Source organism: Jiella avicenniae (assembly GCF_021390325.1).
GTDB lineage: Bacteria > Pseudomonadota > Alphaproteobacteria > Rhizobiales > Rhizobiaceae > Jiella > Jiella avicenniae.
In genome coordinates, this window is the sequence record NZ_JAJUWU010000003.1 from 295425 (window position 1) to 317722 (window position 22298).

At 66.7% G+C, this 22298-nt stretch carries 13 protein-coding genes and 1 tRNA gene; 7 read left to right on the plus strand and 7 right to left on the minus strand.

Annotated features, from left to right (window positions below):
- Positions 1–352 precede the first annotated feature (352 nt).
- Entirely contained in the window at positions 353–1936 is a 1584-nt protein-coding gene (locus LZD57_RS03625; protein WP_233717752.1) for a tyrosinase family protein, read from the plus strand.
- 57 nt (positions 1937–1993) lie between these two features.
- Here LZD57_RS03625 and LZD57_RS03630 read toward each other — a convergent pair whose 3' ends face one another.
- From LZD57_RS03630 to LZD57_RS03650, 5 genes are all read right to left on the minus strand, one after another.
- Positions 1994–2896: a cation diffusion facilitator family transporter gene (locus LZD57_RS03630; RefSeq protein WP_233717753.1), complete on the minus strand. Its 903-nt coding sequence runs from the start codon at positions 2894–2896 to the stop codon at positions 1994–1996.
- Positions 2897–2916: 20 nt separating this feature from the next.
- Complete coding sequence (locus tag LZD57_RS03635; protein ID WP_233717754.1) at positions 2917–5106, minus strand: anthranilate synthase; 2190 nt, start codon at positions 5104–5106, stop codon at positions 2917–2919.
- Positions 5107–5368: 262 nt separating this feature from the next.
- Positions 5369–6883 carry an aldehyde dehydrogenase (NADP(+)) gene (locus LZD57_RS03640; RefSeq protein ID WP_233717755.1) on the minus strand — a complete coding sequence of 505 codons (1515 nt, stop codon included), beginning with the start codon at positions 6881–6883 and terminating at the stop codon, positions 5369–5371.
- Positions 6884–7474: 591 nt separating this feature from the next.
- Positions 7475–7551, minus strand: a tRNA-His gene (locus LZD57_RS03645).
- Positions 7552–7746: 195 nt separating this feature from the next.
- A complete protein-coding gene (locus LZD57_RS03650; RefSeq protein ID WP_233717756.1) occupies positions 7747–8202 on the minus strand; it encodes a phasin family protein in 456 nt (151 codons plus the stop codon).
- Positions 8203–8478: 276 nt separating this feature from the next.
- Between LZD57_RS03650 and LZD57_RS03655 the strand changes: the two genes are divergently transcribed.
- Entirely contained in the window at positions 8479–12357 is a 3879-nt protein-coding gene (locus tag LZD57_RS03655; protein ID WP_233717757.1) for an ATP-binding protein, read from the plus strand.
- Positions 12358–12478: 121 nt separating this feature from the next.
- Here LZD57_RS03655 and LZD57_RS03660 read toward each other — a convergent pair whose 3' ends face one another.
- Positions 12479–13135: a class I SAM-dependent DNA methyltransferase gene (locus tag LZD57_RS03660; protein ID WP_233717758.1), complete on the minus strand. Its 657-nt coding sequence runs from the start codon at positions 13133–13135 to the stop codon at positions 12479–12481.
- A gap of 542 nt (positions 13136–13677) precedes the next feature.
- Between LZD57_RS03660 and LZD57_RS03665 the strand changes: the two genes are divergently transcribed.
- The 5 genes from LZD57_RS03665 (at position 13678) to LZD57_RS03685 (ending at position 20090) form a co-directional block, all read left to right on the plus strand.
- Positions 13678–14730: a Fe(3+) ABC transporter substrate-binding protein gene (locus LZD57_RS03665; protein WP_233717759.1), complete on the plus strand. Its 1053-nt coding sequence runs from the start codon at positions 13678–13680 to the stop codon at positions 14728–14730.
- 19 nt (positions 14731–14749) lie between these two features.
- Positions 14750–16444 (plus strand): ABC transporter permease, encoded by a 1695-nt coding sequence (locus LZD57_RS03670; protein ID WP_233717760.1) that lies wholly within the window; start codon positions 14750–14752, stop codon positions 16442–16444.
- A gap of 141 nt (positions 16445–16585) precedes the next feature.
- The gene (locus LZD57_RS03675; protein WP_233717761.1) at positions 16586–16960 is read left to right on the plus strand and encodes a hypothetical protein; all 375 of its coding nucleotides are present in this window, start codon (positions 16586–16588) and stop codon (positions 16958–16960) included.
- 30 nt (positions 16961–16990) lie between these two features.
- Entirely contained in the window at positions 16991–19237 is a 2247-nt protein-coding gene (locus LZD57_RS03680) for a pyrroloquinoline quinone-dependent dehydrogenase (protein ID WP_233717762.1), read from the plus strand.
- Between the two features lie 112 nt (positions 19238–19349).
- Positions 19350–20090: a hypothetical protein gene (locus LZD57_RS03685; protein ID WP_233717763.1), complete on the plus strand. Its 741-nt coding sequence runs from the start codon at positions 19350–19352 to the stop codon at positions 20088–20090.
- A gap of 95 nt (positions 20091–20185) precedes the next feature.
- On the opposite strand, the gene LZD57_RS03690 is transcribed toward LZD57_RS03685, so the two are convergent.
- On the minus strand, positions 20186–22138 hold the full coding sequence (locus LZD57_RS03690; RefSeq protein WP_233717764.1) for an acetoacetate--CoA ligase: 1953 nt from the start codon (positions 22136–22138) through the stop codon (positions 20186–20188).
- Positions 22139–22298: the final 160 nt, after the last annotated feature.

Genomic DNA, 22298 nt, shown 5'->3' on the forward strand with positions numbered 1-22298 from the left:
TCGACCGCCGGACGCCCCTTCGATCAACGGGTCCGACGGCCGCCGCTAAGCAGAAGAAGGAGCGGAAGGAGGCCGCGCGACGCCGTGGCGCGGGAAACGCGCGTACCGATGGCCGAAAAAATGGCGGGCGTCGAAATCATGGCCGGGAACGTAGCCAATCGTGCGCGGAATGCAAGACGGATCGCGCCGATATCCGCGCGGGAGCCGGCGCAGGAGCGGACGTGCTCGTTCGGCGCACGGGAAGTCGATCGAAAAACTTTTCGTGACGCTAGGGTAGATTGATGCATCTCGGCAGGTTTCGTCCTATGAAGACGACCGGGGCTCGTGAATTCCTGCGGTCGAGGCCGTTCCCATGCAGATGTCGAGACGTGGTGTTCTCAAAGCCGTCGCATCGCTGACGATGCTGGGCCTCCTGCCCGTGAGCTTCGAGCAACTCGCAAGTGCCCAACCGCTGAGGGTGCGCCACGACGCCCGCACGGCCGAGGGCAAGGAAATGCTCAAGACCTACGCCCGGGCGGTCGACCTCATGAAACGGACCGGCGCCGGCACGCCGGCCTCTTGGACGTTTCAGTGGTACACCCATGCGGTCAGCGGATCGTCCAGCAAGCTGGCGGAACTGAACCGGATCTACGGCAGCCAGCCGAGTCCGGACCGGGATCTCGCCAATCGCGTCTGGAGCACCTGCCAGGCCCATGGCAGCGGCACCTGGGAGCCGAACTTCCTGCCCTGGCACCGGGCGCTCATCCTGTTCTTCGAGGACACGATCCGGCGGGTGGCGGAGGACGACGGCTTCACCCTGCCCTACTGGAACTATACCGAGGACGCCTCGATCCCGGCCGAGTTCCGCCGCCCGAACGACCCGGCTTTCGCCTCGCTCTATCAGGCGAACCGCAATCCGGGCATCAATGACGGCCTCCCTCTGACGCGGGTCAAGGGCGGCCTGCCGGGACAGCTTCTGTCCCTCGCGGTCATGGACGAGCGGCAATATTACGCCGGTCCCCAAGGTGCTCCGCAGGGTTTCAACGAGCGGATCGACAACGACCTGCACGGCTTCATCCACGTCAATACCGGGGGCACCGAGAACATGGGGTCGGTGCCGTTCGCGGCGCAGGACCCGGTCTTCTGGATCCACCACTGCAACATCGACCGCATCTGGGCGGGATGGAACGCCGAGGGCGGCCGCAACCCGACCGGACGGCAGTGGGCGAGCGAGCAGATCCACGTCTTCGCGGACGCGACCGGCAACCGCATCGAGGTCTCGAACGGCCAGGTGACGGCGATCGAGCCGCTCGGTTACGCCTACGACACGCTGCCGCGCCGGCAGGTCGCCGTCGCCTCGCGCGAGACGGCACGGACGGCGGGATTGAGCGGAGCGGCTGCCGTGAACGACATTCTCGGCGGCGGCAGCACGCAGGTCGCGCAAGCCGGCCAGGACCGGAACGGCCAGGCCGGGCACGACCAGGCCGCCCCGGATCAGGCACAGGCGGCGCAGAGCGAGATGATGGCGACGACCGACCAACCGGTGGTTCTCGGGGCCTCGCCCACGGCGATCACCCTGACGCCGTCCCGGCGCGCCGCGCCGGTCCAGAGCTTCGCGCTCGAATTGAAGAACTCGCCGAAGCGCCAGTATCTCGTCCTCAGCGGTATCAAGACCGACATTCAGCCCGGAACGATCTACAACGTCTTCGCCGGCCAGCCCGGCAGCCAGCCCGCGACGGGAGACAGCCCGAACTACGTCGGATCGCTGCAATTCTTCGACGCCCAGCCTTTCGGAGCGGAGGGCGGGACGAAGCCGGTGCGCTTCGTCTTCGACATCACCGACAAGATCCAGTCCGGAGTCATCACCGATCCGCTGAGCTATTACGTCCTGCCCGCCGACGATCCAGCTGCCAGCGCAAAGCCGGTGATCGGCACGATCGAGCTGGTCAACAACTGAGGATCCGCGCCTTGGCGCAGCCGGTGATGGAGAACCGTTCGGCGCCCGTCCCGGCCGTCAAAGCACCGGCACGCCGGTCTGCTTGGCCTCGTCCTCCGGCTCGACGTGGATCAGCACCCGGGCGCCGGTGAACAGCTCCTGCAGCGCGTCCTCGATCCGGTCACAGATCAGGTGGGATTTCGCCACGGTCATCTCCCCGGGCACGACCAGATGGAACTCGATGAACATGGCGCGCCCGGCAAGCCGCGTCTTCAGGTCGTGCACCTCGATCGCCCCCTCCGCATTCAGGGAAATCGTCTCGCGCACCTTGGCGTCCGATTCGGCGTCGATCGCCTGGTCCATCAGCCCTGAAAGCGACGAGGTGACCACCCGCGTCCCTTCCCAGAGGATGTTGAGCGCGACCAGGGCGGCGAGGATCGGATCGAGGACCGTCCAGCCGGTCGCCGTCGCCACGGCGAGGCCGGCGATGACGCCGACCGAGGTGACGACGTCCGCCCGGATGTGGCGCCCGTCGGCGGAAAGCGCCGGCGAGCGGTGGGTCCGGCCGAGCCGCATCAGGAGGGTCGCCCAGACGGCATTGATTCCCGTCGCGAAGCCGTTCAAAAGCAGGCCTTCGAGCGGCGCGTCGAAGCCGCGCGGATCCCAATAGGCGCCCCAGGCTTCCTTCAGGATGAGCAGCGCCGCGACGACGATGAGGACGCCCTCGACGACGGCGGAGAAATACTCGGCCTTGGTGTGGCCGAAGGGATGATCGCTGTCGGCCGGCTTGTAGCTGACGGCCACCGCCCAGAGCGCGACGAGGCCGGCGACGACGTTGACGATCGATTCCAGCGCGTCCGAAAACAGCGCCACCGAGCCCGTCAGCACATAGGCGTAATATTTGATCGCGAGAACGGCGATCGCTACGACGACGGTCGTCGCCGCCATGCGCATGGCGATCGGGGCTTTCGTATCCGGCATCGTCGATCCCGCCGCCGTCGTCAGGCGGCTTTCTCCCTGGCACGTCGGGGCAGATGGGCGACGACGTTCTCGATCATCCGCATCCCGGCATCGCCACCGAGCGTCATGATGCTCTCTGGGTGGAACTGGACGGCGGCGACCGGCTCGGTCCGATGCTCGAAAGCCATGACGATGCCGTCGTCGGTCTCGGCGGTCACCTCGAAGTCGCGCGGCAGGCGCACCGGATCGGCGAAGATCGAGTGGTAGCGCCCGACGGTGATCTCGGCCGGCAGACCGGAAAAGACGATCCCCGGCTTGTCGATCCGGATGCGCGAGGGCTTGCCGTGCATCGGCACGTGCAGCGTCCTCAGCGCGCCGCCATAGGCTTCGGCCAACGCCTGGAGCCCGAGGCAGACGCCGAAGATCGCCGCGCCGCGCTCGCGCGCCGCCGCGATGGTGCCCCTGCAGTCGAAGTCGGACGGCATGCCGGGCCCCGGCGACAGCACGACGAGATCGGGATCGATGCGCTCGAAGATTTCGGCCGGCACCGGCGTGCGGACGGTCGAGACGCTCGCGCCGGTCTGGCGGAAGTAGTTCGCCAAGGTGTGGACGAAGGAATCCTCGTGGTCGACGAGGAGGATCCTCAACCCCTCGCCCACCCGCGCCGTCTCGCGGTCGCCGGCGCCGGCATTCGACGCGCCGGCCTCGCGGATCGCGCCGAGCAGCGCCGAGGCCTTGAGTTCGGTCTCGGCCTCTTCCTCCTCCGGGTTGGAATCGTAGAGCAGCGTCGCGCCGGCGCGCACTTCGGCGATGCCGTCCTTCAGCCGGATGGTGCGCAGCGTCAGGCCGGTGTTCATGTCGCCGTTGAAATGCACCATGCCGACGGCGCCGCCGTACCAGGCGCGCGGGCTCTTCTCGTTCTTCTCGATGAAACGCATCGCCCAGAGCTTCGGCGCGCCGGTCACCGTCACCGCCCAGGCGTGGGAAAGGAACGCGTCGAAGGCGTCCATCCCGTCGCGGAGGCGGCCCTCGATGTGGTCGACCGTATGGATCAGCCGGGAATACATCTCGATCTGTCGCCGGCCGATCACCTTGACCGAGCCGGGCTCGCAGACGCGGCTCTTGTCGTTGCGGTCGACGTCGGAACACATCGTCAGTTCCGATTCGTCCTTCTTCGAGTTGAGCAGCTTCAGGATCTGCTCCGAATCGGAGATCGCATCCTCGCCGCGCTTGATCGTACCGGAAATCGGACAGGTCTCGACCCGGCGGCCGTTGACCCGGACGAACATCTCCGGGCTCGCGCCGATCAGGAACTCGTTGTCGCCGAGATTGATGAAGAAGGAATAGGGCGACGGGTTCACCGCCTTCAGCCGCCGGGAGATTTCGGACGGCAAGTGCTCGACGCGCTCGTAGAAGACCTGCCCGGGGACGACCTCGAACAGATTGCCGCGACGAAACTCCTCCTTGGCCTTGCGGACGAGCTCGGCATATTCGCCCGGCTCGTGGTCGCCGCGGGGCGGAATCCGGTCGGCCGGCGCGAAGGGCGCGGCCTCCCCGCCACGCCCGAGCGCTTCGGTCGAAGTGCCGTCCATGGCGAAGTCGTAGCGGGTGACGAAGGCCGAGGCCGAATAGTGGTCGACCTCGACGAGTTCGTCCGGCAGATAGAGGACGAGGTCGCGGCGCTCCGGATCGCGGCTTTGAACCTCGCGGACCGGGTCGAACTGAAAGGCGAGATCGTAGCCGAAGGCTCCGTAGAGTCCGACCGCGTCGTCCTCCGGCGAGCGGAACAGAGAGACGATCCGGCGCAGGATCGAGAACACCGTCGGAATGCGCGAGCGCTCCTCCTCGGTGACGGCGACGGTCGGCTCGGCCACGACGACGTCGATGCGCGTCTCGCCGACCGACGTCGACGCGACCTCCTCGCAGCCTTCGAGCACTCCGGCGACGAAGCCGGCGAGCACCCGGCCACGCTCGTTCAGCGCCTCGATCCACAGGCTCCGCCCGCGCGAGGCGATCGCCAGCGGCGGATCGACGAAGGCGACGTCCTGGCGGGTGTAGCGGCCGGGATATTCGTAGTTGGAAAACAGGATCGCGCCGCGCCGCGTATCCAGCCGATCGAAGAACGGTTCGATCGCGCCGGCATATTCGATCGCCTCGCGCCGCCGCGTCACCGTGACGCCGCCGGCCGTCACGTAGCGCTCGGCACCGCCCGGAAGCTCTTCGCTCGCCATGTCCTATTCCTCCGTGTCGGCCCCGCTGGCCCGGACGACGAAAGCAAAAAGGCCGCCCGGTTCACGAGGCGGCCTTTTCGTTCGAGATCACGATGCGTGACGGCTCGGGCCGCTCTTTCAGAGCGTCCACCACCAGTTCATCGCCGTGACGACCATTGTTTCCATGGCTCACCGATAGCCGGTGAAGGGACAAAGGGCAATGGGCCCTGGCGGTGATTCGCCAAAGGGCCGTCGAGCGGTGGAAGCCGCCCTGCCCGACGCCTCACTTGAGGTCGGCGGGAAGGATCGCCTCCGGAATGCCCTGGTAGCAGACCGGCCGCAGGAAACGGCGGATGGAGAGCGTGCCGACCGAGGTCGCGCCGAAATTGGTCGAAGCGGGATAAGGCCCGCCATGGACCATGGCATCGGCCACCTCGACGCCCGTCGGAAAGCCGTTGGCGAGGATGCGTCCGGCCTTGCGCTCGAGAAGCGGCAGGAGCTTCGATGCGGCATCCGCATCGCCCGCATCCATGTGCAGCGTCACCGTCAGCTGACCGTCGAGACCCTTGGCGAGCTTTTCCATCTCGGCGACGTCCTTGACGCGCACGACGATGCCGAGCGGGCCGAACACCTCCTCGGTCAAGGTCTCGTCCTTGGCGAATACCTCGCCGGTGGTCTCGAAGACGTAGGGCGACGCATGGCGCGTGGCATTCGCCTCGCCGGTCAGCGCGGTGACCCCCGGCGTCGACTCGATCCGGGCGGCGCCCTTCCGATAGGCTTCGGCAATGCCCTCGGTCAGCATCGCCTGCTTGGCGACGTCTTTCGCCGCGGCGACGGCGGCCTCGACGAAGGCATCCGCCCCCTCGCCGTCGACGACGATGGCGATGCCGGGATTGGTGCAGAACTGGCCGGCACCCATCGTGAGCGAGCCGGCCCAGCCCTTGCCGATCGCCTCGCCCCGCGCCTTTACGGCCTCCGGCATCAGGAACATCGGATTGACCGAGCCGAGCTCGCCGAAAAACGGGATCGGCTCGGGCCGGCGAGCGCACAGGTCGAACAGCGCCCGGCCGCCGCGGAGCGAGCCGGTGAAGCCCACCGCCTTGATCAGCGGATGGGTGACGAGTGCCTCTCCGACGTCGCGCTTGCCGCCTTGGACGAGCGAGAACACGCCGGGATGAAGGCCGTGCTTCTTGATGGCCGCATCGATCGCCTGGGCGACGATCTCGCCGGTGCCGGGATGGGCGCCGTGGCCCTTGACCACGACCGGGCAGCCGGCCGCGAGCGCGGCTGCGGTGTCGCCGCCGGCGGTCGAAAAGGCCAGCGGGAAGTTGGAGGCACCGAAAACGGCGACGGGGCCGATCGGCCGCTGGATCAGGCGAAGATCGGGCCGCGGCGCCGGCTGGCGATCGGGCATCGCCGCGTCGTGGCGCCGGTCGAGATACGCCCCCTCGCGGATGTGGCTGGCGAAGAGCTTCAACTGGCCGGTGGTGCGGCCGCGCTCGCCCTGCAGGCGGCCCGCCGGCAGCCCGCTCTCCTCAGTGCCGATCTCGGTGATCTCGTCGCCGCGCTTGTCGATCTCTTCGGCGATCGACTCCAGGAAGGCGGCGCGCTCCTCGCGGCTGGAATAGCCGTAGGTCCAGAAGGCTTCCTCGGCCGCCTTGACCGCCGCATCGACGAGTTCGGGCGTGCCGATGGAAAAGTCCCGCGGCTCGCCGGTCATCGGCTCGGACTTGAAGCTCGCGCCGGAGCCCTTCCATTCGCCAGCGATCAGATGTTTGCCGGTGAGTTCCAGTGCCATGTTCGAACCTTCTTCGCTATTCGTCAGTGTTTCGTCGCTTCGGGCCGCGCGCCTCGACGGTCGCGGCGATGGGTCGGACGTCGGAGCGTCGAGCGACACTCTCCTGCATCTTCGCAACGTCTCGCATCGGCCGTATCGGCGCCGATCGATTGCCCGCGATCCGCCATGAGTGCAAGCCGGCCCGGCTCGAGCGCGGGAAAAGCAGCCCGGCCCGGGCCCCTCATATAGGTCGCACTCCCCACGCCCGCTTCCTCCGCGCGGCGGTGCGCCCCTTCTTCGGCGCCGCGTCACCGCGCCCGTGCTCTCACGCCCCAGTGGCGTTCGTTCAAGCGGAATGTCCGTATCCGCCGCCGGGAAAGACGCCGAGGCCAGCCGGGATCGGATTAGCGGATTTGCTCCGCCAGCCGGGATCTAGCCGAAACCTTGCAGGAATCGAGGGGCACCGACGCTCTTTCGCCGAAAAACCGGTCCGCCGACCGGCACCCACATTCCCGCCGAAACCGGAATCGCCCTGTCCGCAGGCGGCTGGGGACCGGCCGCGGAACCCGTCGACACGACACGTCGCCGACATGGAAACCACTGGCAGAGAAGTGGTACGGTTGGCTGGAGTTGAACCAGCGACCTTCGGAGCCACAATCCGACGCTCTAACCAACTGAGCTACAACCGCACGCTGGAACGGGGCGTCACGAGGCGCCGCCGTCCACACAGACCGGATAGTGATTTTCGCCAGCCGATGCAAGCCCGCAAAGCGGCGCAAACGGCGGGGTCCCGGCCAAAAAAATCAAAGGGCCGCGCAGGGCGCGACCCCCTCAATTCTCAACAGGCTGCAGGCAAGCAGCGACCCGAAAAGGGTCCGTCGGGCTCAGTTGCCCTTCGACGCCTTCTGGAAGGCTTCGCGGCCCGGCTTCATCATGTCCTGGGCGACGGCCTGGGTGAGCGTTTGCATTTCCTTGACCTGGTCGGTCGCCATCTCGACCTGCTTGCGCACGTAGGCGGTCTGCATCTCGATCATCTCGGCGAAGGTCTTGGCGGTCATCATCGAATCGAGATGCTGGAAGCCGAGCTCGGCATTCGTGCGCATCGCGTCGATGGCCTTCTTGGAAAGCTGGAGCGAACCCTGATGGGCGTTTTCCATCGTCGATTCGAGAGCCTTCGTGGCCTCGTCGGCGGCAGCCTTCATGCGGCCATAGGCCTCCTTGGACTGCTCCATCGACTTCTGGGTCATCGAACGGAAGGTCTCGTTCATCTGGCTCGGATCCATCCCGAGCATCGACTGGGCATTCGGCATGGCGAACGGATCGCCTCGCGTATCGGACATCTGGTTGTCTCCTCACATCGTGTTCTTGTCGTCGGAAAGGCCCATTCCCTCCGTTCGAGAGCTGACATAACATCGATCATGTTGCACCGCAACATGAACTCGATCAATTTTTTTGCAATTGCTCACTCGTTAACCGTTTCGAAAGTCCGCTGTGCGGGATGGACGGAGGTTCTTTATTCGCTCCGTCCATCTCACTATGAATGAAAGCTTAAGACCAATACCGGATTGACGGGCCTCACCGGCGGCGCGCGTGTGGCGGAAGCAACCTACGAACCCATGGCGACCACCTTCATGCGACAGACGCTGGCCATCATGGCGAACCCTGCCGTACGCGGGGCCAACGCCGCTGAAACCGCAGTTCTGGTTCTCTCTTCGGATCTTTCCCGCCTCCTCTGGGCGAATGCGGCCGGAGCGCAGAGCTTCGGCTTGTCCTCGCCCGGCCCGCAGCGGGCCGCGGACGGGCGTCCCCGGGTTCTCGCTCAGCTTTCGGGATCGTCCGGCATTCTGTCCCGCAAGGGGCGAACGTCGCTGCTCCTGCGCATCCACCAGGGCGTTCGCGCGACGAACCTTTCGGCCGAACTCCGCCGGCTGGCCGTCGAGGACGGCGGCATCGGAGACGGCGAGGACCATGCGCTGCTGACGGTGAGTGCCGTCCGTCCGGCCTATCGGCCGCAGGACCGGGACGGCGCGCTCGTCCGCGAGGCAGGTCTTTCGGACGAGCATGAGGTTCGCCTCGTTCCGTTGGACGCCGCGACGTCGCTTGCGCCGGATGACGATCTGCCGGCCGCCCAGGCGATCGCCGCCTTCATTGCCGGCGGTAAAGCCATCGCGGAGGTCGGCACGACCTCCGGAAGATCTCTCCTGCTGGCACGCATCGCCGACGACAGGATGGTCGTGGCGCCGGGCAAGGACACGGCGCAGATCGCCTCCGAGCCAGAATTCGAGCCTTCGCCGGCCACCCCGCCCTTGGCGGAAAACGCGCCGTCGTCCCCGCAGCACCCGGCGCGCTTCCGCTCGAACTGGGCGAGCGCCGGGTCGACGGCGACGCCGGCGGCCGTCCCGGCTTCGCCGGATGATGCCGATCGCTCGTCGACCGGATCGACGGAAGAGCTCTTCGACGACGCCTCGCCCGCAGAGGCCGCGGCGCCCCCCCCTGCTGGTCTCGACCTGGCCACGGAGGGTTCGACCGCCGCTGCGGGGAACGAGCCGCACGGCCCCGCCGAGAGAGAAGCCGGGGCGTCGCCGCCATTCGAGACGGCATCAGACCCGCGCCCGCTGCGCCGGCATTCGATCTGGAACGTCGCCGCCCCCGCAGGCGGAAAGGTCACCGCGCAACCCGTTTCGGCCGAAACACCACAGCCGACCGCGCCGGACACGAGCCGCACGGATCCGACGGGGCCCGAAGCGCAGGACTCGCACGCCTCGCGGGGTGGCGTGTCGGAAGGCGACCGCCGGCCCGATATATCTTCGAGCGAAGACAGGACCTCGGGCGAAGACGGGCTTTCCTCGCCCGACGGCAGGTTTCATGGCGAAGACGAAATCGCGTTGGTCGAGACGGCGATTGACGAACCCGATACGGGCCCCGACGCCCGAGCCGAAACGGACTCCGTCCCGCAGGACGAGGCTGCGCCAATGATTTCCGGACATCCTTGCGAGCCTGTGGCCGCACCCGGCGCCGTCGACGGTCCGCCGAGGGCCGACGACGACAGTGCCAACGCGGGAGAGCACGTCGAACCTCCCGCGCAAGACGTTCGCCCGGCGAAAGCGTCGGACTTCGCGGCGTCCGGCGCCGGCGGGCAGACGGCACCGTCGAGCCCGTTTCACGCCCGCACCGGCGGCGATCCGGTGCGCTTCGTCTGGCGCATCGACAGCGAGGGCCGGTTCCGCTCGCTGTCGCCAGAATTCGCCGATGCCGTCGGCCCGGCCTCTGCCGCCGTTCTCGATCGCAGCGTCGACGAGGTGGCACGGGCCTATCGGCTCGACGGGGACGGCGCTCTGCGCCGGCTGCTGTCGCGCCGCGACACCTGGTCGGGGCGGACGGTCATGTGGCCGCTCGAAGGCACCGCCAAGAAGGTGCCGGTCGATCTCGCCGCCCTGCCGATCTACGCGCGCGACCGCAGCTTCGACGGTTTTCGCGGCTTCGGCGTCGTGCGTCTCGCGGATGCGGTGGAAGATGCGGATGCGATCGGGCTTTCGCCGGCGGCGGCGCTGCGCGACGTTCCGCCCGCCGATCCGTCCGAAGGAGAGCAGGCCGACACGGCGCTGGAGGATTCGCTTCCGGCCTTCATGCGCAGCATCGGCGCGGCGGCGCCGCCGATCAACTTCGGCCGCCGCGACCCAGAAAGCCGCCCCCCCTCACCGGCCCCGGAGCAGCCGGCCCGGTCGGACGAGCCGCGGGAGCGCTCCGCCGACAAGGTCATCCGGCTGGAGGAACGGCGGCGCGCGCCGAACGCCGGTCTCAGCCAGTCGGAGGAGGCCGCCTTCCGTGCGATCGGCGAGACCCTGGCACAGGACGGCTCGCAGCCGCACGATCTCGCCGAGGCCGTGACGGCCGCGTCGAAGCGAATCGGCGCGATCGAGGAGGCTCGCCAGGCGGACGGCGACACGGCAGATCCGGACGCCGCACGGAATGACCCACGAGCGGCCGGCTCGATCGATCCGGATTTCGCGGCCGCCCTCGAGCGGGCCTACGGAACGCTGCCCATGCCGATCCTGGCGCAGACCGGACAGGAGCTGGTCTATGCCAATCGCGAATTCCTCGATCTCGCCGGCTATGCCGATCTGGCGGCGCTGAAGTCCGCGGGAGGATTCGAAAGCCTGATCGTCGACCGGCAGGAGGGCGACGCGGACTTTCTTCGGCTGCGGCGCAGCAACGGCCAGACCCTGGCCATCCGCGCGCGCATGCAGCGCACGAGCGTCGACGGGACGTCCTGCCTGCTCTTCGCCTTCTTCGCAACGCCGCGCCTGTCGCTCGTCCTGCGTGAAATCGTCGAGACGAGCGAGGCGCAAACGCCCGGCGTCGCCCGCGGCGTCCTCGAAGATCCGTTGCTCGGCCTTGCCGCCGACGGCATCGTGCTCGTCGACGAGGACGGCCTCGTCACCGCAATGAGCGAGCCGGCGCAGCAACTGTTCGACATTCCGCCCGCCGACATTTCCGGCCGCCCCTTCGTCACGCTCTTTGCCCATGAAAGCCAGAAGGCGATCAAGAGCCTGATGAGCGGCCCGGAGGACGGCGGGTTCGCCGCAGCGGAAAGCCGGACGGGACCTGGGGACAAGTGGTTCGCGCGCCGCGACGTGATCGGCCGGGTCGCCGGCGGCGAATTCCTGCCGCTCTCGGTCTCGCTCGGGCGAGCGCCCGGGACGACCGGCTTTTGCGCGGTCATCAACGACATCACGCCGTGGAAGCGGGCCGAGGAGACGGCGCTCCGCGACCGCGCCAGCGCACAGGCTTCGAACCTGCAGAAAAGCACCTTCCTGGGCGAAGTCGCACAGGAGATCAAAGACCCGATCGACGCGATGATCGGCTTTGCCGATCTGATCGGGACCGAGAGCCTCGGGCCGGTCGGCAACGAGCGCTATCTCGAATATCTCGACGACATCAAGCGCTCGGGCCATCAGGTGATCGATCTCGTCACCATCCTGCACGATCTCGCCAAGGTGGAGAGCGGCAGGCAGGAACTGAGCTTCGAGGCGGTATCGCTGGCCGAGATCGTCACCGAGGTCACCGCCGTGATGGCGCCGCAGGCCAACCGCCAGCGCGTCATCATGCGCACGCACATGCCCTCTTCGGTGCCGCCCGTCGTCGGCGACCGCCACACCATCCGTCAGATCGCCACCAATCTCGTCGCCAATTCGATCCGCTCGACGCCCGCCGGCGGACAACTGATCGTCTCGCTGCGGCACGAAGACGAAACCGGCGTCTCATTGCGATTTCGCGACAGCGGCGTCGCCATGCGCCAGGACGAGATCGACAGTGCGCTGCACGGCCCGGGAACCGGCTATGCCTCGACCGGCGCCGAGACCGGCCGCCTCGGTCTTCCGCTGACCAAGGCGCTGGCGGAAGCCAACCGGGCGGAGCTTTCCATCTCTTCGACGCCCGGCGAAGGCACCCTCGTCGAGGTACGATTCCCGCCGTCGCGGGTACTGCTCGACTGAGGCGAGTACGCGAGGGCCCGAAAGTCCGGCCCCCGCAAACGTCGAACGGGCCGCGCTGAGGCGGCCCGTCTCATCAATTCTCGAGCCCGAGCCCGGATCGCTCCGGGACGGGGACCCGACGTCAGTTTTGCTTGCGGCCCTTGCCGTAGACCCAGTAGTGGGCGCCTTCTTCCGCGATGTAGCGGGCGTCCGGCATCGTGGTGACGAGGTGAAGGTCGCCGTCCGCCTCGATCTTCCGGCTGGCCGCCGCGAAGTCCGTGCCTTCCAGATAGCTGTTCCGGGTGGAGGTGACGAGATAGCCGTCGTCCGACAGGTAGGACGCCAGACGCTTCAGACCGTCCGGTTCGACGTGGCCGAGCGTGAACACGCCGCAGCATACGATCAGGTCGTACTTCCCGTCGAAGACCGGAGCCTTGTCGACGTTGAGGTCGACGTTGGCCGCCAGCTTGTCGTAGACGCCGGTCTCGCGGGCGATGTCGCACATCTCCTGGGAGAGATCGAAACCGTCGATCTTCTCGAAGCCCTTCGCCCTCAGCTCGATCCCGCCGAGACCGGTCCCGCAGCCCGCGTCGAGCACACGGATCGTCTTCGATTCGCGGCAGAGATAAGTATCGGCCACCATCAGCGCGATGCTGGCGATTGCTTTCGGGCCGCCATATTCTTCGTTCTTGACGTCGTTGTCGTAACGTTCGGCCCAGTCCGCATAGTATTTTTCGAGCTTCTCAGTATCACCGGCAAGCACGTGCGATGCATGGATGGTGTTTTCCGAATTCGACAAAGTTCGACCTCTCGTCTGATTGCGATGGATTCAACGATTGTCAGATGACGCAATGCAGCGTGCAATTCGAGTCTTGACACGAATATTTTTGCAAACTTTCTCCCTTGTCTTTGATATTGTAGACGTTTCACGATAATTCGTGAAACGTCTTTTGGGCATCGGGACACGTGCGTCGCGAAATGGGGAGGATCGACCGTCATTTGTCCTCCCGCACCCTCTCCCATCCTCATGCAAAGTGCGGTTCCGAACGCGGAACGAAAACGTGATGACCGCCATCCAATTTAGAACCGCACCAGCAATCGCGGTAACGGCTTGAATTGGTTGACCTCCTTCCGGCCACGTCGACCCCGTCAGCCGGCTTTTTAGAACTCTTCCAAGGCGTTGATTTTACTGATGAAAGCGTTGCTGTTATGCCGTCCCGGCATCGCCGAGTCGGTGCGGTCCGGAGCCGACCCGGAAGGTGTCGGGTCAGACGGAGCGCGTCGGCGGTCGCAGTGCACAGCCGCCCCGCATCGAGTTCCGACCCGACAGGACAGAGTCAGATGAAACGTTCCCGTTCCGCCCGCACCGCCCTGCCCCTTGGCTTCTGCCTGCTCGCTTCGGCGGCCTTTGCGACGCCGGCCGCACGGGCCGCGGACGTCAACATCTACACCTCCCGCCAGCCGGAGCTGATCCAGCCGGTCCTTGATGCCTTCACGCAGGAGACAGGGCTGTCCACCGCGACGATCTTCATCGACAAGGGTCTGGAGGAGCGCATCAGGGCCGAAGGCGCCAACTCGCCGGCCGATCTCGTCATGACCGTCGACATCGGCCGTCTCGACGCGGCGAAACAGGCCGGCGTCGTCCAGCCGGTCGACAGCGCCGTGCTCACCGAAAACATTCCCGAGCAGTTTCGCGACGGCGAAAAGGAATGGTTCGCGCTGACGGCCCGTGGCCGCGTGGTCTACGCCTCGAAGGAGCGCGTCGATGCCGAGGCCATCACCTACGAGGAGCTCGCCGATCCGAAATGGAAGGGGCGGCTGTGCACCCGCTCCGGCCAGCATCAGTACAACATCGCCCTGATTGCCGCCTACATCGCCCATCACGGCGAGGACGCGGCGCGCCAGTGGGTCACCGGTCTGCGCGACAATCTCGCCCGCCGGCCCGAAGGCGGCGACCGCGACCAGGCCAAGGCGATCTATGCCGGCGAATGCGACGTCGCCCTCGGCAATACCTACTACGTCGGCAAGATGGCGACGAACGAGCAGGAGCCGGAGCAGAAGGACTGGGCGAACGCGATCAAGGTCATCATGCCGACCTTCGACAACGGCCGCACCCATGTGAACATTTCCGGCGTCTCCCTGGCCAAGAACGCGCCGAACCGGGAAAACGCCGTCAAGCTGATGGAATTCCTGTCGAGCGACGAAGCCCAGAAGATCTACGCCGAGCTGAACTACGAGTATCCCGTCGAGCCCGGCATCGAGACCTCCGATCTCGTCAAGTCCTTCGGCGAGTTGAAGCCCGATACCCTGTCGCTCGACGAAATCGCCAAGCATCGGACCAAGGCCTCCGAGATCGTCGACGAGGTGAATTACGACGGCGGCCCGCAAAGCTGAGGACGGCGGCGTACCGCCGATGTCCGTCATCTCCTCCGGCAAGACCCGAGCCTTCCTGCCGTGGCGGCTCGACCGCCGCGGCAGGGGCGACGACGGTTATCTCGCCCTCGCCTTCGCGGTGGCGGCTCTCGTCGCCATGCCCTTCGCCGCGCTCGTCTGGCTCGCCGCCTCGGGCACCTCTTCGAACTGGTCGCATCTGGCGACGACGATCCTGCCGGAGGCGAGCCGGGTCACGCTCCAGCTGATGCTCGGCGTCGCCCTTCTCGCCGGCACGTTCGGTGTCGTCACCGCCTGGCTGGTGGCGAGTTTCGACTTTCCGGGCCGGCGCCTTTTTTCCTGGGCGCTGGTCCTGCCGCTGGCCGTGCCGACCTACATCGCCGCCTATTGCTTCGTCGAATTCCTGCATTTCGCCGGGCCGGTGCAATCGGCGATCCGGGCGATCTTCGGTTTTCAGACGAGTCGCGACTACTGGTTTCCGGACGTGCGCTCGCTCTGGGGCGCGATCCTCATCCTCTCTTCGGTTCTCTACCCCTACGTCTATCTGACGGTGCGGATGGTATTCCTGATGCAGGGCCGCAAGGCGGCCGACGTGGCGCGGACCCTCGGCGCCTCGCAGGCGGCGGTCTTCCGGAAGGTGCTCTTTCCTCTCGCCCGCCCGGCCATCGCCATCGGCGTCTCCCTCGCCCTGATGGAATCCGTCAACGACATCGGCGCCGTCGAATTCCTCGGGGTGAGGACATTGACCTTCGCCGTCTACTCGACTTGGCTCAACCGCGGCGACCTCTACGGCGCCACGCAGATCGCGCTTCTGATGCTGGCGGTGATCGTGCTTCTGGTGCTGGTCGAGCGGTTCGCCCGCCGCAGGCAGCGCTTCACCCTCGGCCGGGCCGACCGGCCGCAACCAGGCTCGGAAAGGCTCTCGGGCGGCAAGGCCTTCCTGGCCTCGGCGGCCTGCGCGCTGCCGATCCTCCTCGGCTTCGCGATTCCCCTGCTCGTTCTCGGCGACTATGCGCTGAAGCGGCTCGATCAGCTCGGTGATCCGCAGCTCTGGCGCGCGCTCTTCCACACCGTCACCCTCGCCGGCACGACCGGCCTCGCCACCGTCCTCGCCGGTTTCATGCTGGCCTATGGCGTCAGGCTGACCGGCTCGAAGCGATTGCTTCTCATGACCCGTCTCGCCGTGCTCGGCTACGCCGTACCCGGCACCGTGCTCGCAATCGGCATCCTCATCCCCCTTGCTGGTCTCGACAATTGGGTGGACGCTCGGATGCGCGCCGGCTTCGATGTCTCGACCGGTCTGCTGTTGACGGGCTCCGGCTTTGCCATCGTCTATGCCGGCTTCGTGCGCTTCATGGCGATGGGCCACGGCTCGCTCGAGAGCGGCTTCACCAAGCTCTCGCCGCATCTCGACATGGCCGCCCGCACCCTCGGCCGGTCGCCCGGCGCGACGCTCTTCGAAGTGATCCTGCCCTTGATGCGCCCGGCGCTTCTGACCGCCTTCCTCCTCGTCTTCGTCGAGACCTCGAAGGAGCTGTCGGCGACGATCCTCCTGCGCCCCTTCGATTTCGAGACGCTGGCGACCTTCGTCTATGCCCAGACCTCGCGATCGGCCTTCGAGGACGGCGCGGTGGCGGCGCTGCTCATCGTCCTCGTCGGCATCCTCCCCGTCGCCATCCTCAACCGCTCGATCCTCGCGGAAACGGCGCGCGGCTGAGAGCGGGCCGCCGGTTTTCCGCAGCGCACCTTCTCGCCCCTCTCCCAAAGAGGCGCATCGGCCCTAGCTCCCGTTCGAGTGACGCCCCGGTCCCCGGGGCGACCGGCGGGTCTTTTGGGTTAGACGAGGGGTCTTCTCGCAATGTCTGGAACGAGCGACATTTCCGAACCGAAAACGGCCGGCGGCGCGTGGCTGGTCGTCGCCGCCAGCGCCATCGGCGCGGTGGTCGCGGCCTTCGACGTGGTCAATGTCGGCAACGGCATCGCCTTCAGCTTCGGCGCCTGGCTGGTCTTCGCCTCCAGCCTCCTGGTCATGTGCGCCGCGCTGATCCTCGGGCTGCATCTGGCACTCTCCGGCGCGGCGCGCGGCACCCTGGCGGTGCTCCTGCTCCTCGGCATTCTCGGGACGGGCGTCGCCGCCTATTTCCTCACCGCCTGGATCCTTCTCGTCGCCATGGGCGTGGCGCTGGTGGGCTGGCTCATCCATGTCGTCGCCGACCCCTCGCCGCTCGACTGAAGACTTTCTCGCTGACGGGATTATCGATCGATGAAAACAGCCAGAACGGCCGCAACATCCGCGGCTCTCGCCCTCGTCTTCTCACTGGCAGGGGCAGCCTTCGCCCAGCAGGAGCAGGGCGGCGGCCAGACCCCGGCGGCGCCGCAATACGGCGCGACCGACGAACCCGGCAACGCCTCCGGCGGCGGTGCATCCACCTCGGGCAACGAAGGGGAATCGAACGTCCAGGACGACACCGGGCAGTCGGACCGAGCCCGGTCCGAGGGCGCTCGGGACGCTGAGGATACGGGTACGGAGCAGCAGAGCCCCAACCTCACCACCGAGGAGACCCAGGGCGGCGGCAGCGTCGAGCGGCCGGCCGATTCCGAGGCTTCGGACACAGCCGGGCAAGACGAAGGCGCCGCCACCGCCGGGGCTCGTCCGCAGCAGAAGCCCGACGCCTGGATGCAGGATCCGAACAGCTGGGCGACCTTCAACGGCGACCTGATGGCGCAGAAATATTCGCCCGCCGACGAGATCACCCCCGACAACGTCGGAAATCTGGAAAAGGTCTGGGAATATCACACCGGCGACGTCTCTGACGGTTCCGGCGACATTCCGACCAGCGTCTGGTCGGCGACGCCGCTCTTCGTCAACGACACGCTCTATATCGGCACGCCGTTTTACCGGATCATCGCGCTGGAGCCGGACACCGGCAAGGAGAAGTGGGCCTTCGACCCGCACGCCAAGCTCGAGGCGCTGACCCAGCCGGCGATGAAGAACCGCGGCGTCGCCTACTGGCAGGCGGAGAATGCCGAGGCCGGCGACGCCTGCCAGAAGATCGTCTATATCGGCACCATGGACGCCAAGCTCTACGGCGTCGACGCCGACACCGGCAAGCCGTGCCAGAACTTCGGCCAAGACGGCATGGTCGACGTCAACCAGTGGAACACCGTCAACGACAAGTGGCCGCTCTCCCTCCTCCAGGCGGCGACGGTCTATCACGATACGCTGTTCCTCGGCTGGGCCGGCAAGGACTGGACGAACAGCGCCGCCCCTCCCGGGACCGTGTTCGCGCTCGATGCCAGGACCGGCGACCTGAAATGGATGTTCCACGCCTTGCCGAACGAAGTGATCTCGAAGACCGGCACGGCCAATGTCTGGGCCTCGATGTCGATCGACCCCGAGCGCGGGCTTCTCTACATCCCGGTCTCCTCGCCGAGCCCGAACTATTACGGCGGCGAGCGCAAGGAGAAGCTGCCGCTGGCGACCTCGGTCACGGCGCTCGACACCGATACCGGCAAGGTCGTGTGGAGCCGCCAGTTAATCCATCACGACATCTGGGACTACGATACCGACGCCCCGCCGACGCTGGTCGACATCCAGAAGGACGGCAAGAGCGTTCCAGCGCTCGTCCAGACCTCCAAGCAGGGCTTCCTCTACGTTCTCAACCGCGAAACCGGCGAGCCGATCTACCCGATCGAGGAGCGGCCGGTTCCGGCTTCGGACATTCCGGGCGAAGAAGCTTCGCCGACCCAGCCCTTCGTCGACAGGCCGGCGCCGGTGGTCGGTCTCGACTGGCCTGGCGTCGACCCGCTCGCCGATGCCGTCTCGTTCGGCGAATGCTCGCGCCGGGCCGAGAGCTATCGCTGGGAAGGCCGTTTTACCCCGCCGAGCCTGCAAGGCACCATCGCCTACCCGCCCACCACCGGCGGCTCGCAGTGGGGCGGCGGCGCCGTGGATCCGAACACCGGCATCTACGTCGTCAATTCGAACTCGGTCGTGCAGATCTACACGCTGATCCCGCGGGACGAGTTCGAGCAGAAGAGCCAGGAGGGCGAGACGTCGGGCTACTATGCGCAGGGCGACGTGCCCTACGGCTTCAAGCTCGAGACGTTCCTCAACTGGGCGGGCATGCCATGCTGGAAGGGCCCCTACGGCACCATCGCGGCCTACGATCTCAAGACCGGTGATCGGCTTTGGAACGAGCCTTTCGGGCAAGTGCAGAAATACGGCTTCTACATGCCGGAATCATGGGGCTCCGTGACGATCGGCGCGCCGGTCATCACCAAGTCTGGGCTGATATTCATCGGCGCCTCAATGGACAGCCGCGTGCGGGCGCTCGACCTGAAGTCCGGCAAGGTGCTGTGGAAGGCGCTGGTCGATGCGCCGGCCGTCGCCATGCCGGCGGTCTACACCTACGAGGGCCGACAATACGTCACCTTCGTCGCCGGCGGCAACACGATCCTCTTGCCGACGGTCGCCGACCAGGTCGTCACCTACGCTCTCCCCGAGTAGCCGGCCGAGCAGCCGGGTAAAGGATCGCTCTTGTCATCAAGACGTGGTCGGGGAACCGGCAACGTCTTCCGGCGTTTGCTTTCGGGCACCGGCAACAAGAGAGATCAGGGATATGAAACGCCTTTCCATTCTTCTTGCCGGAGCGGCTCTCTGCAGCCTTCCGGTCGCTTCCGCTTACGCCGATTGCCGCGAAGACCTCGCGAGCCTGAAAGCGGACGGCACGACCACCGCCTCCGTCGCTTCGTCCGACCCGGGCGGCATGTCGGGATCCGCCGACGCATCGGCTTCTGCGCCGGGCACCACGACCAACTTCGAGACCGGCAAGACCACCGGCGCTGCGGCAACGGGCACCGACCAGCAGGCCGGGCAGATTTCCAAGGATGGCAGCCTCGCCCCGCTCGAAAATTCCGGTGACGCCGACAAGAGCGCTTCGGCGAGCGGCGCAGGCAAGCAGGACGGGACGTCCGGTGCCATGTCGAACGACCAGTCTCCGGCGTCTGCTCAGGGGATGACGAGCAATTCGTCCGAGAGCGCCAGCGCAGGCAACGTCTCCAAGGACGGGCAGACGATGCCGATGGCGAGCGGTCAGGGCAAGGGCGAGCCAGACGTCGCGATGTCCGGACAGGACGCCGGCGCGCAGCAGTCCGGCGACAAGACCGCCGCCGCGAGCAGCGGCCAGGGAACCGGCAGCGACGATAGCGGGTCTCGGCAGATGGCGGCCGCTTCCGGTGGTGGCTACGATCAAGCGATCCAACGCGCCCAGAGCGCCCTCGACTCCGGCGACGAAGCGGCTTGTATGGCCGCCGTCGAGGAAGCCCGTGCGATGCAGGGCGGACAGAACTCGTCGAACTGAGCACCGCTCAACGGTCGTAATGCTCTTGCCCGCGCGAAATCATCCGCGCGGGCAATTTCCATGGCGGTGAAGCTCGGGCGCTGCGGCGCCCCCTTTCAGATCGACAGCTCCGGCCGCCGCTCGAATTCCCCTAAGGCTTCGGGGTTCGCCAGGGCTTCCTTGTTCTTCACCGGCCGGCCCTCGACCACCTCGCGCACGGCAAGTTCCGTGATCTTGCCGCTCTTGGTACGCGGGATGTCCTTGACGGCGAGCACCCTGGCCGGAACATGGCGGGGCGAGGCACCGCTGCGGATGGCGTTCTTGATGCGCTCGACGAGATCGTCGCCGAGTTCCGCTCCGGCGGCGAGCTTGAGGAACAGGACGACGCGCACGTCTCCCTCCCAACTCTGACCGATGCAGATGGCTTCGGCGACTTCCTCGAACTGTTCGACGATGTTGTAGATCTCCGCCGTGCCGATGCGCACCCCCTGCGGATTCAGCGTCGCGTCGGACCGGCCGTGGATGACGATGCCGCCATGCTCCGTCCATTCGGCGAAGTCGCCATGGGCCCAGATGCCCGGAAAGGTCTCGAAATAGGCAGCCGTGTAGCGCTCGCCGCCCGGATCGTTCCAGAATTCGATCGGCATCGAGGGAAACGCCTTCACACAGACGAGGTCGCCCTTGCCGCTGCGCAGCGGCTTGCCGTCGGGGTCGAACACGTCGACGGCCATGCCGAGGCCGGGCCCCTGGATCTCGCCCTCGTAGACGGGACGCGTCGGAACGCCGAGGACGAAACAGGAGACGATGTCGGTGCCGCCGGAAATCGAGGCGAGATGGACGTTCGCCTTCACCGCTTCGTAGACGTAGTCGAAGCTTTCCGGCGACAGTGGCGAGCCGGTCGAGGCGATGACCTCGACGCTCGCGAGGTCGTGGCTCTCCATCGGCTTCAGCCCGAACTTGCGGGCGGAATCGATGTATTTGGCGCTGGTGCCGAAGAAGGTCGCGCGCTCTTCGGCGATGTAGTCGAAGACGATCGACTTGTGCGGGTGGAAGGGCGAACCGTCGTAAAGCAGGAGCGTACTGCCCCCGGCCAGCGCCGAGACCAGCCAGTTCCACATCATCCAGCCGCAGGTGGTGAAATAGAAGACCCGCGAGCCTTCGCGATTGCCGCTGTGGAGGAGATGCTCCTTGCGATGTTGAATGAGCGTCCCGCCGGCCCCGTGCACGATGCATTTGGGAACGCCCGTCGTGCCCGAGGAAAACATGATGTAGAGCGGATGATCGAAGGGCAGCCGCTCGAAGGTGAGCGGCGCCGGCCGATGGGGCGCGAGCAGATCCGCCAGCGTCACACCGTTGTGGCTGGCAGCGGCCGCTTTCGTCCCGTCGCCGACATAGGGCACGACGATGGTCCGCTGCGGCGCCAGCTTCTCGCTGATCGGCCCGAGCTTTTCGGCGATGTCGATTTCCTTCGAGGCGTAGAAGTAGCCGTCGCAGGCGACCAGCAGCTTCGGCTCGATCTGGCCGAAGCGATCGAGAACGCCGCGCTCGCCGAAATCCGGCGAACAGGACGAAAACACCGCGCCGAGCGACGACGCCGCCAGCATGACGGCGACGGTCTCGGGCAGGTTCGGCATCATCGCCGCGATTCGGTCGCCCGCGACGATGCCCTCCTGGCGGAACGCCTGCTGCAGCCGCGAGACGAGATCTCGGAGTTCGTCCCAGTTCCACCGGTAGGACACCCTGTCCTCCCCGCGGAACACGATCGCGTCTTCCGTGCCGGACCGGGCGAGAAGATTTTCTGCAAAGTTCACACGCGCGTCGGGAAAGAACCGGTCCTCGCGCATCGAGGCTGCGTCGAGGAGAGCGCGCTCACCCTTTTCGCCGACGACGCCGGCAAAGTCCCACAAAAGCGACCAGAACGCCCCGCGATCGGCGATCGACCAGGCATGCAGCGCCGAATAGTCGTCGAAGCTTCGGCCCGTCGCCTCACTCGCCGCGCGCATGAACCGCGTCATCGGATGTCCCTCGACGCGGTCGATCGAGGGAGTCCACAAGGGTTTGTCGCTCATTACGGAACCTGCCTCCAACCGCCTTGCTGGTGCCATACCCATGTAACAAAGGCAACGCGACCGTCGATCCCCGCCTGCCCTGGCCGGGGATATCGTGTCGGGGATGCCGCCGCCGGCTTTCGCCGAAGCCTGGGCGCAGCTACCAAGGGCGGATCGAGGG

Coding starts and splice junctions, on each gene's coding strand:
- LZD57_RS03685 (WP_233717763.1), top strand. CDS start 19,350: ATGAAACGCCTTTCCATTCTTCTTGCCGGAGCGGCTCTCTGCAGCCTT.
- LZD57_RS03680 (WP_233717762.1), top strand. CDS start 16,991: ATGAAAACAGCCAGAACGGCCGCAACATCCGCGGCTCTCGCCCTCGTC.
- LZD57_RS03690 (WP_233717764.1), bottom strand. CDS start 22,138: ATGAGCGACAAACCCTTGTGGACTCCCTCGATCGACCGCGTCGAGGGA.
- LZD57_RS03675 (WP_233717761.1), top strand. CDS start 16,586: ATGTCTGGAACGAGCGACATTTCCGAACCGAAAACGGCCGGCGGCGCG.
- LZD57_RS03625 (WP_233717752.1), top strand. CDS start 353: ATGCAGATGTCGAGACGTGGTGTTCTCAAAGCCGTCGCATCGCTGACG.
- LZD57_RS03665 (WP_233717759.1), top strand. CDS start 13,678: ATGAAACGTTCCCGTTCCGCCCGCACCGCCCTGCCCCTTGGCTTCTGC.
- LZD57_RS03640 (WP_233717755.1), bottom strand. CDS start 6,883: ATGGCACTGGAACTCACCGGCAAACATCTGATCGCTGGCGAATGGAAG.
- LZD57_RS03670 (WP_233717760.1), top strand. CDS start 14,750: ATGTCCGTCATCTCCTCCGGCAAGACCCGAGCCTTCCTGCCGTGGCGG.
- LZD57_RS03630 (WP_233717753.1), bottom strand. CDS start 2,896: ATGCCGGATACGAAAGCCCCGATCGCCATGCGCATGGCGGCGACGACC.
- LZD57_RS03655 (WP_233717757.1), top strand. CDS start 8,479: ATGGCGACCACCTTCATGCGACAGACGCTGGCCATCATGGCGAACCCT.
- LZD57_RS03635 (WP_233717754.1), bottom strand. CDS start 5,106: ATGGCGAGCGAAGAGCTTCCGGGCGGTGCCGAGCGCTACGTGACGGCC.
- LZD57_RS03650 (WP_233717756.1), bottom strand. CDS start 8,202: ATGTCCGATACGCGAGGCGATCCGTTCGCCATGCCGAATGCCCAGTCG.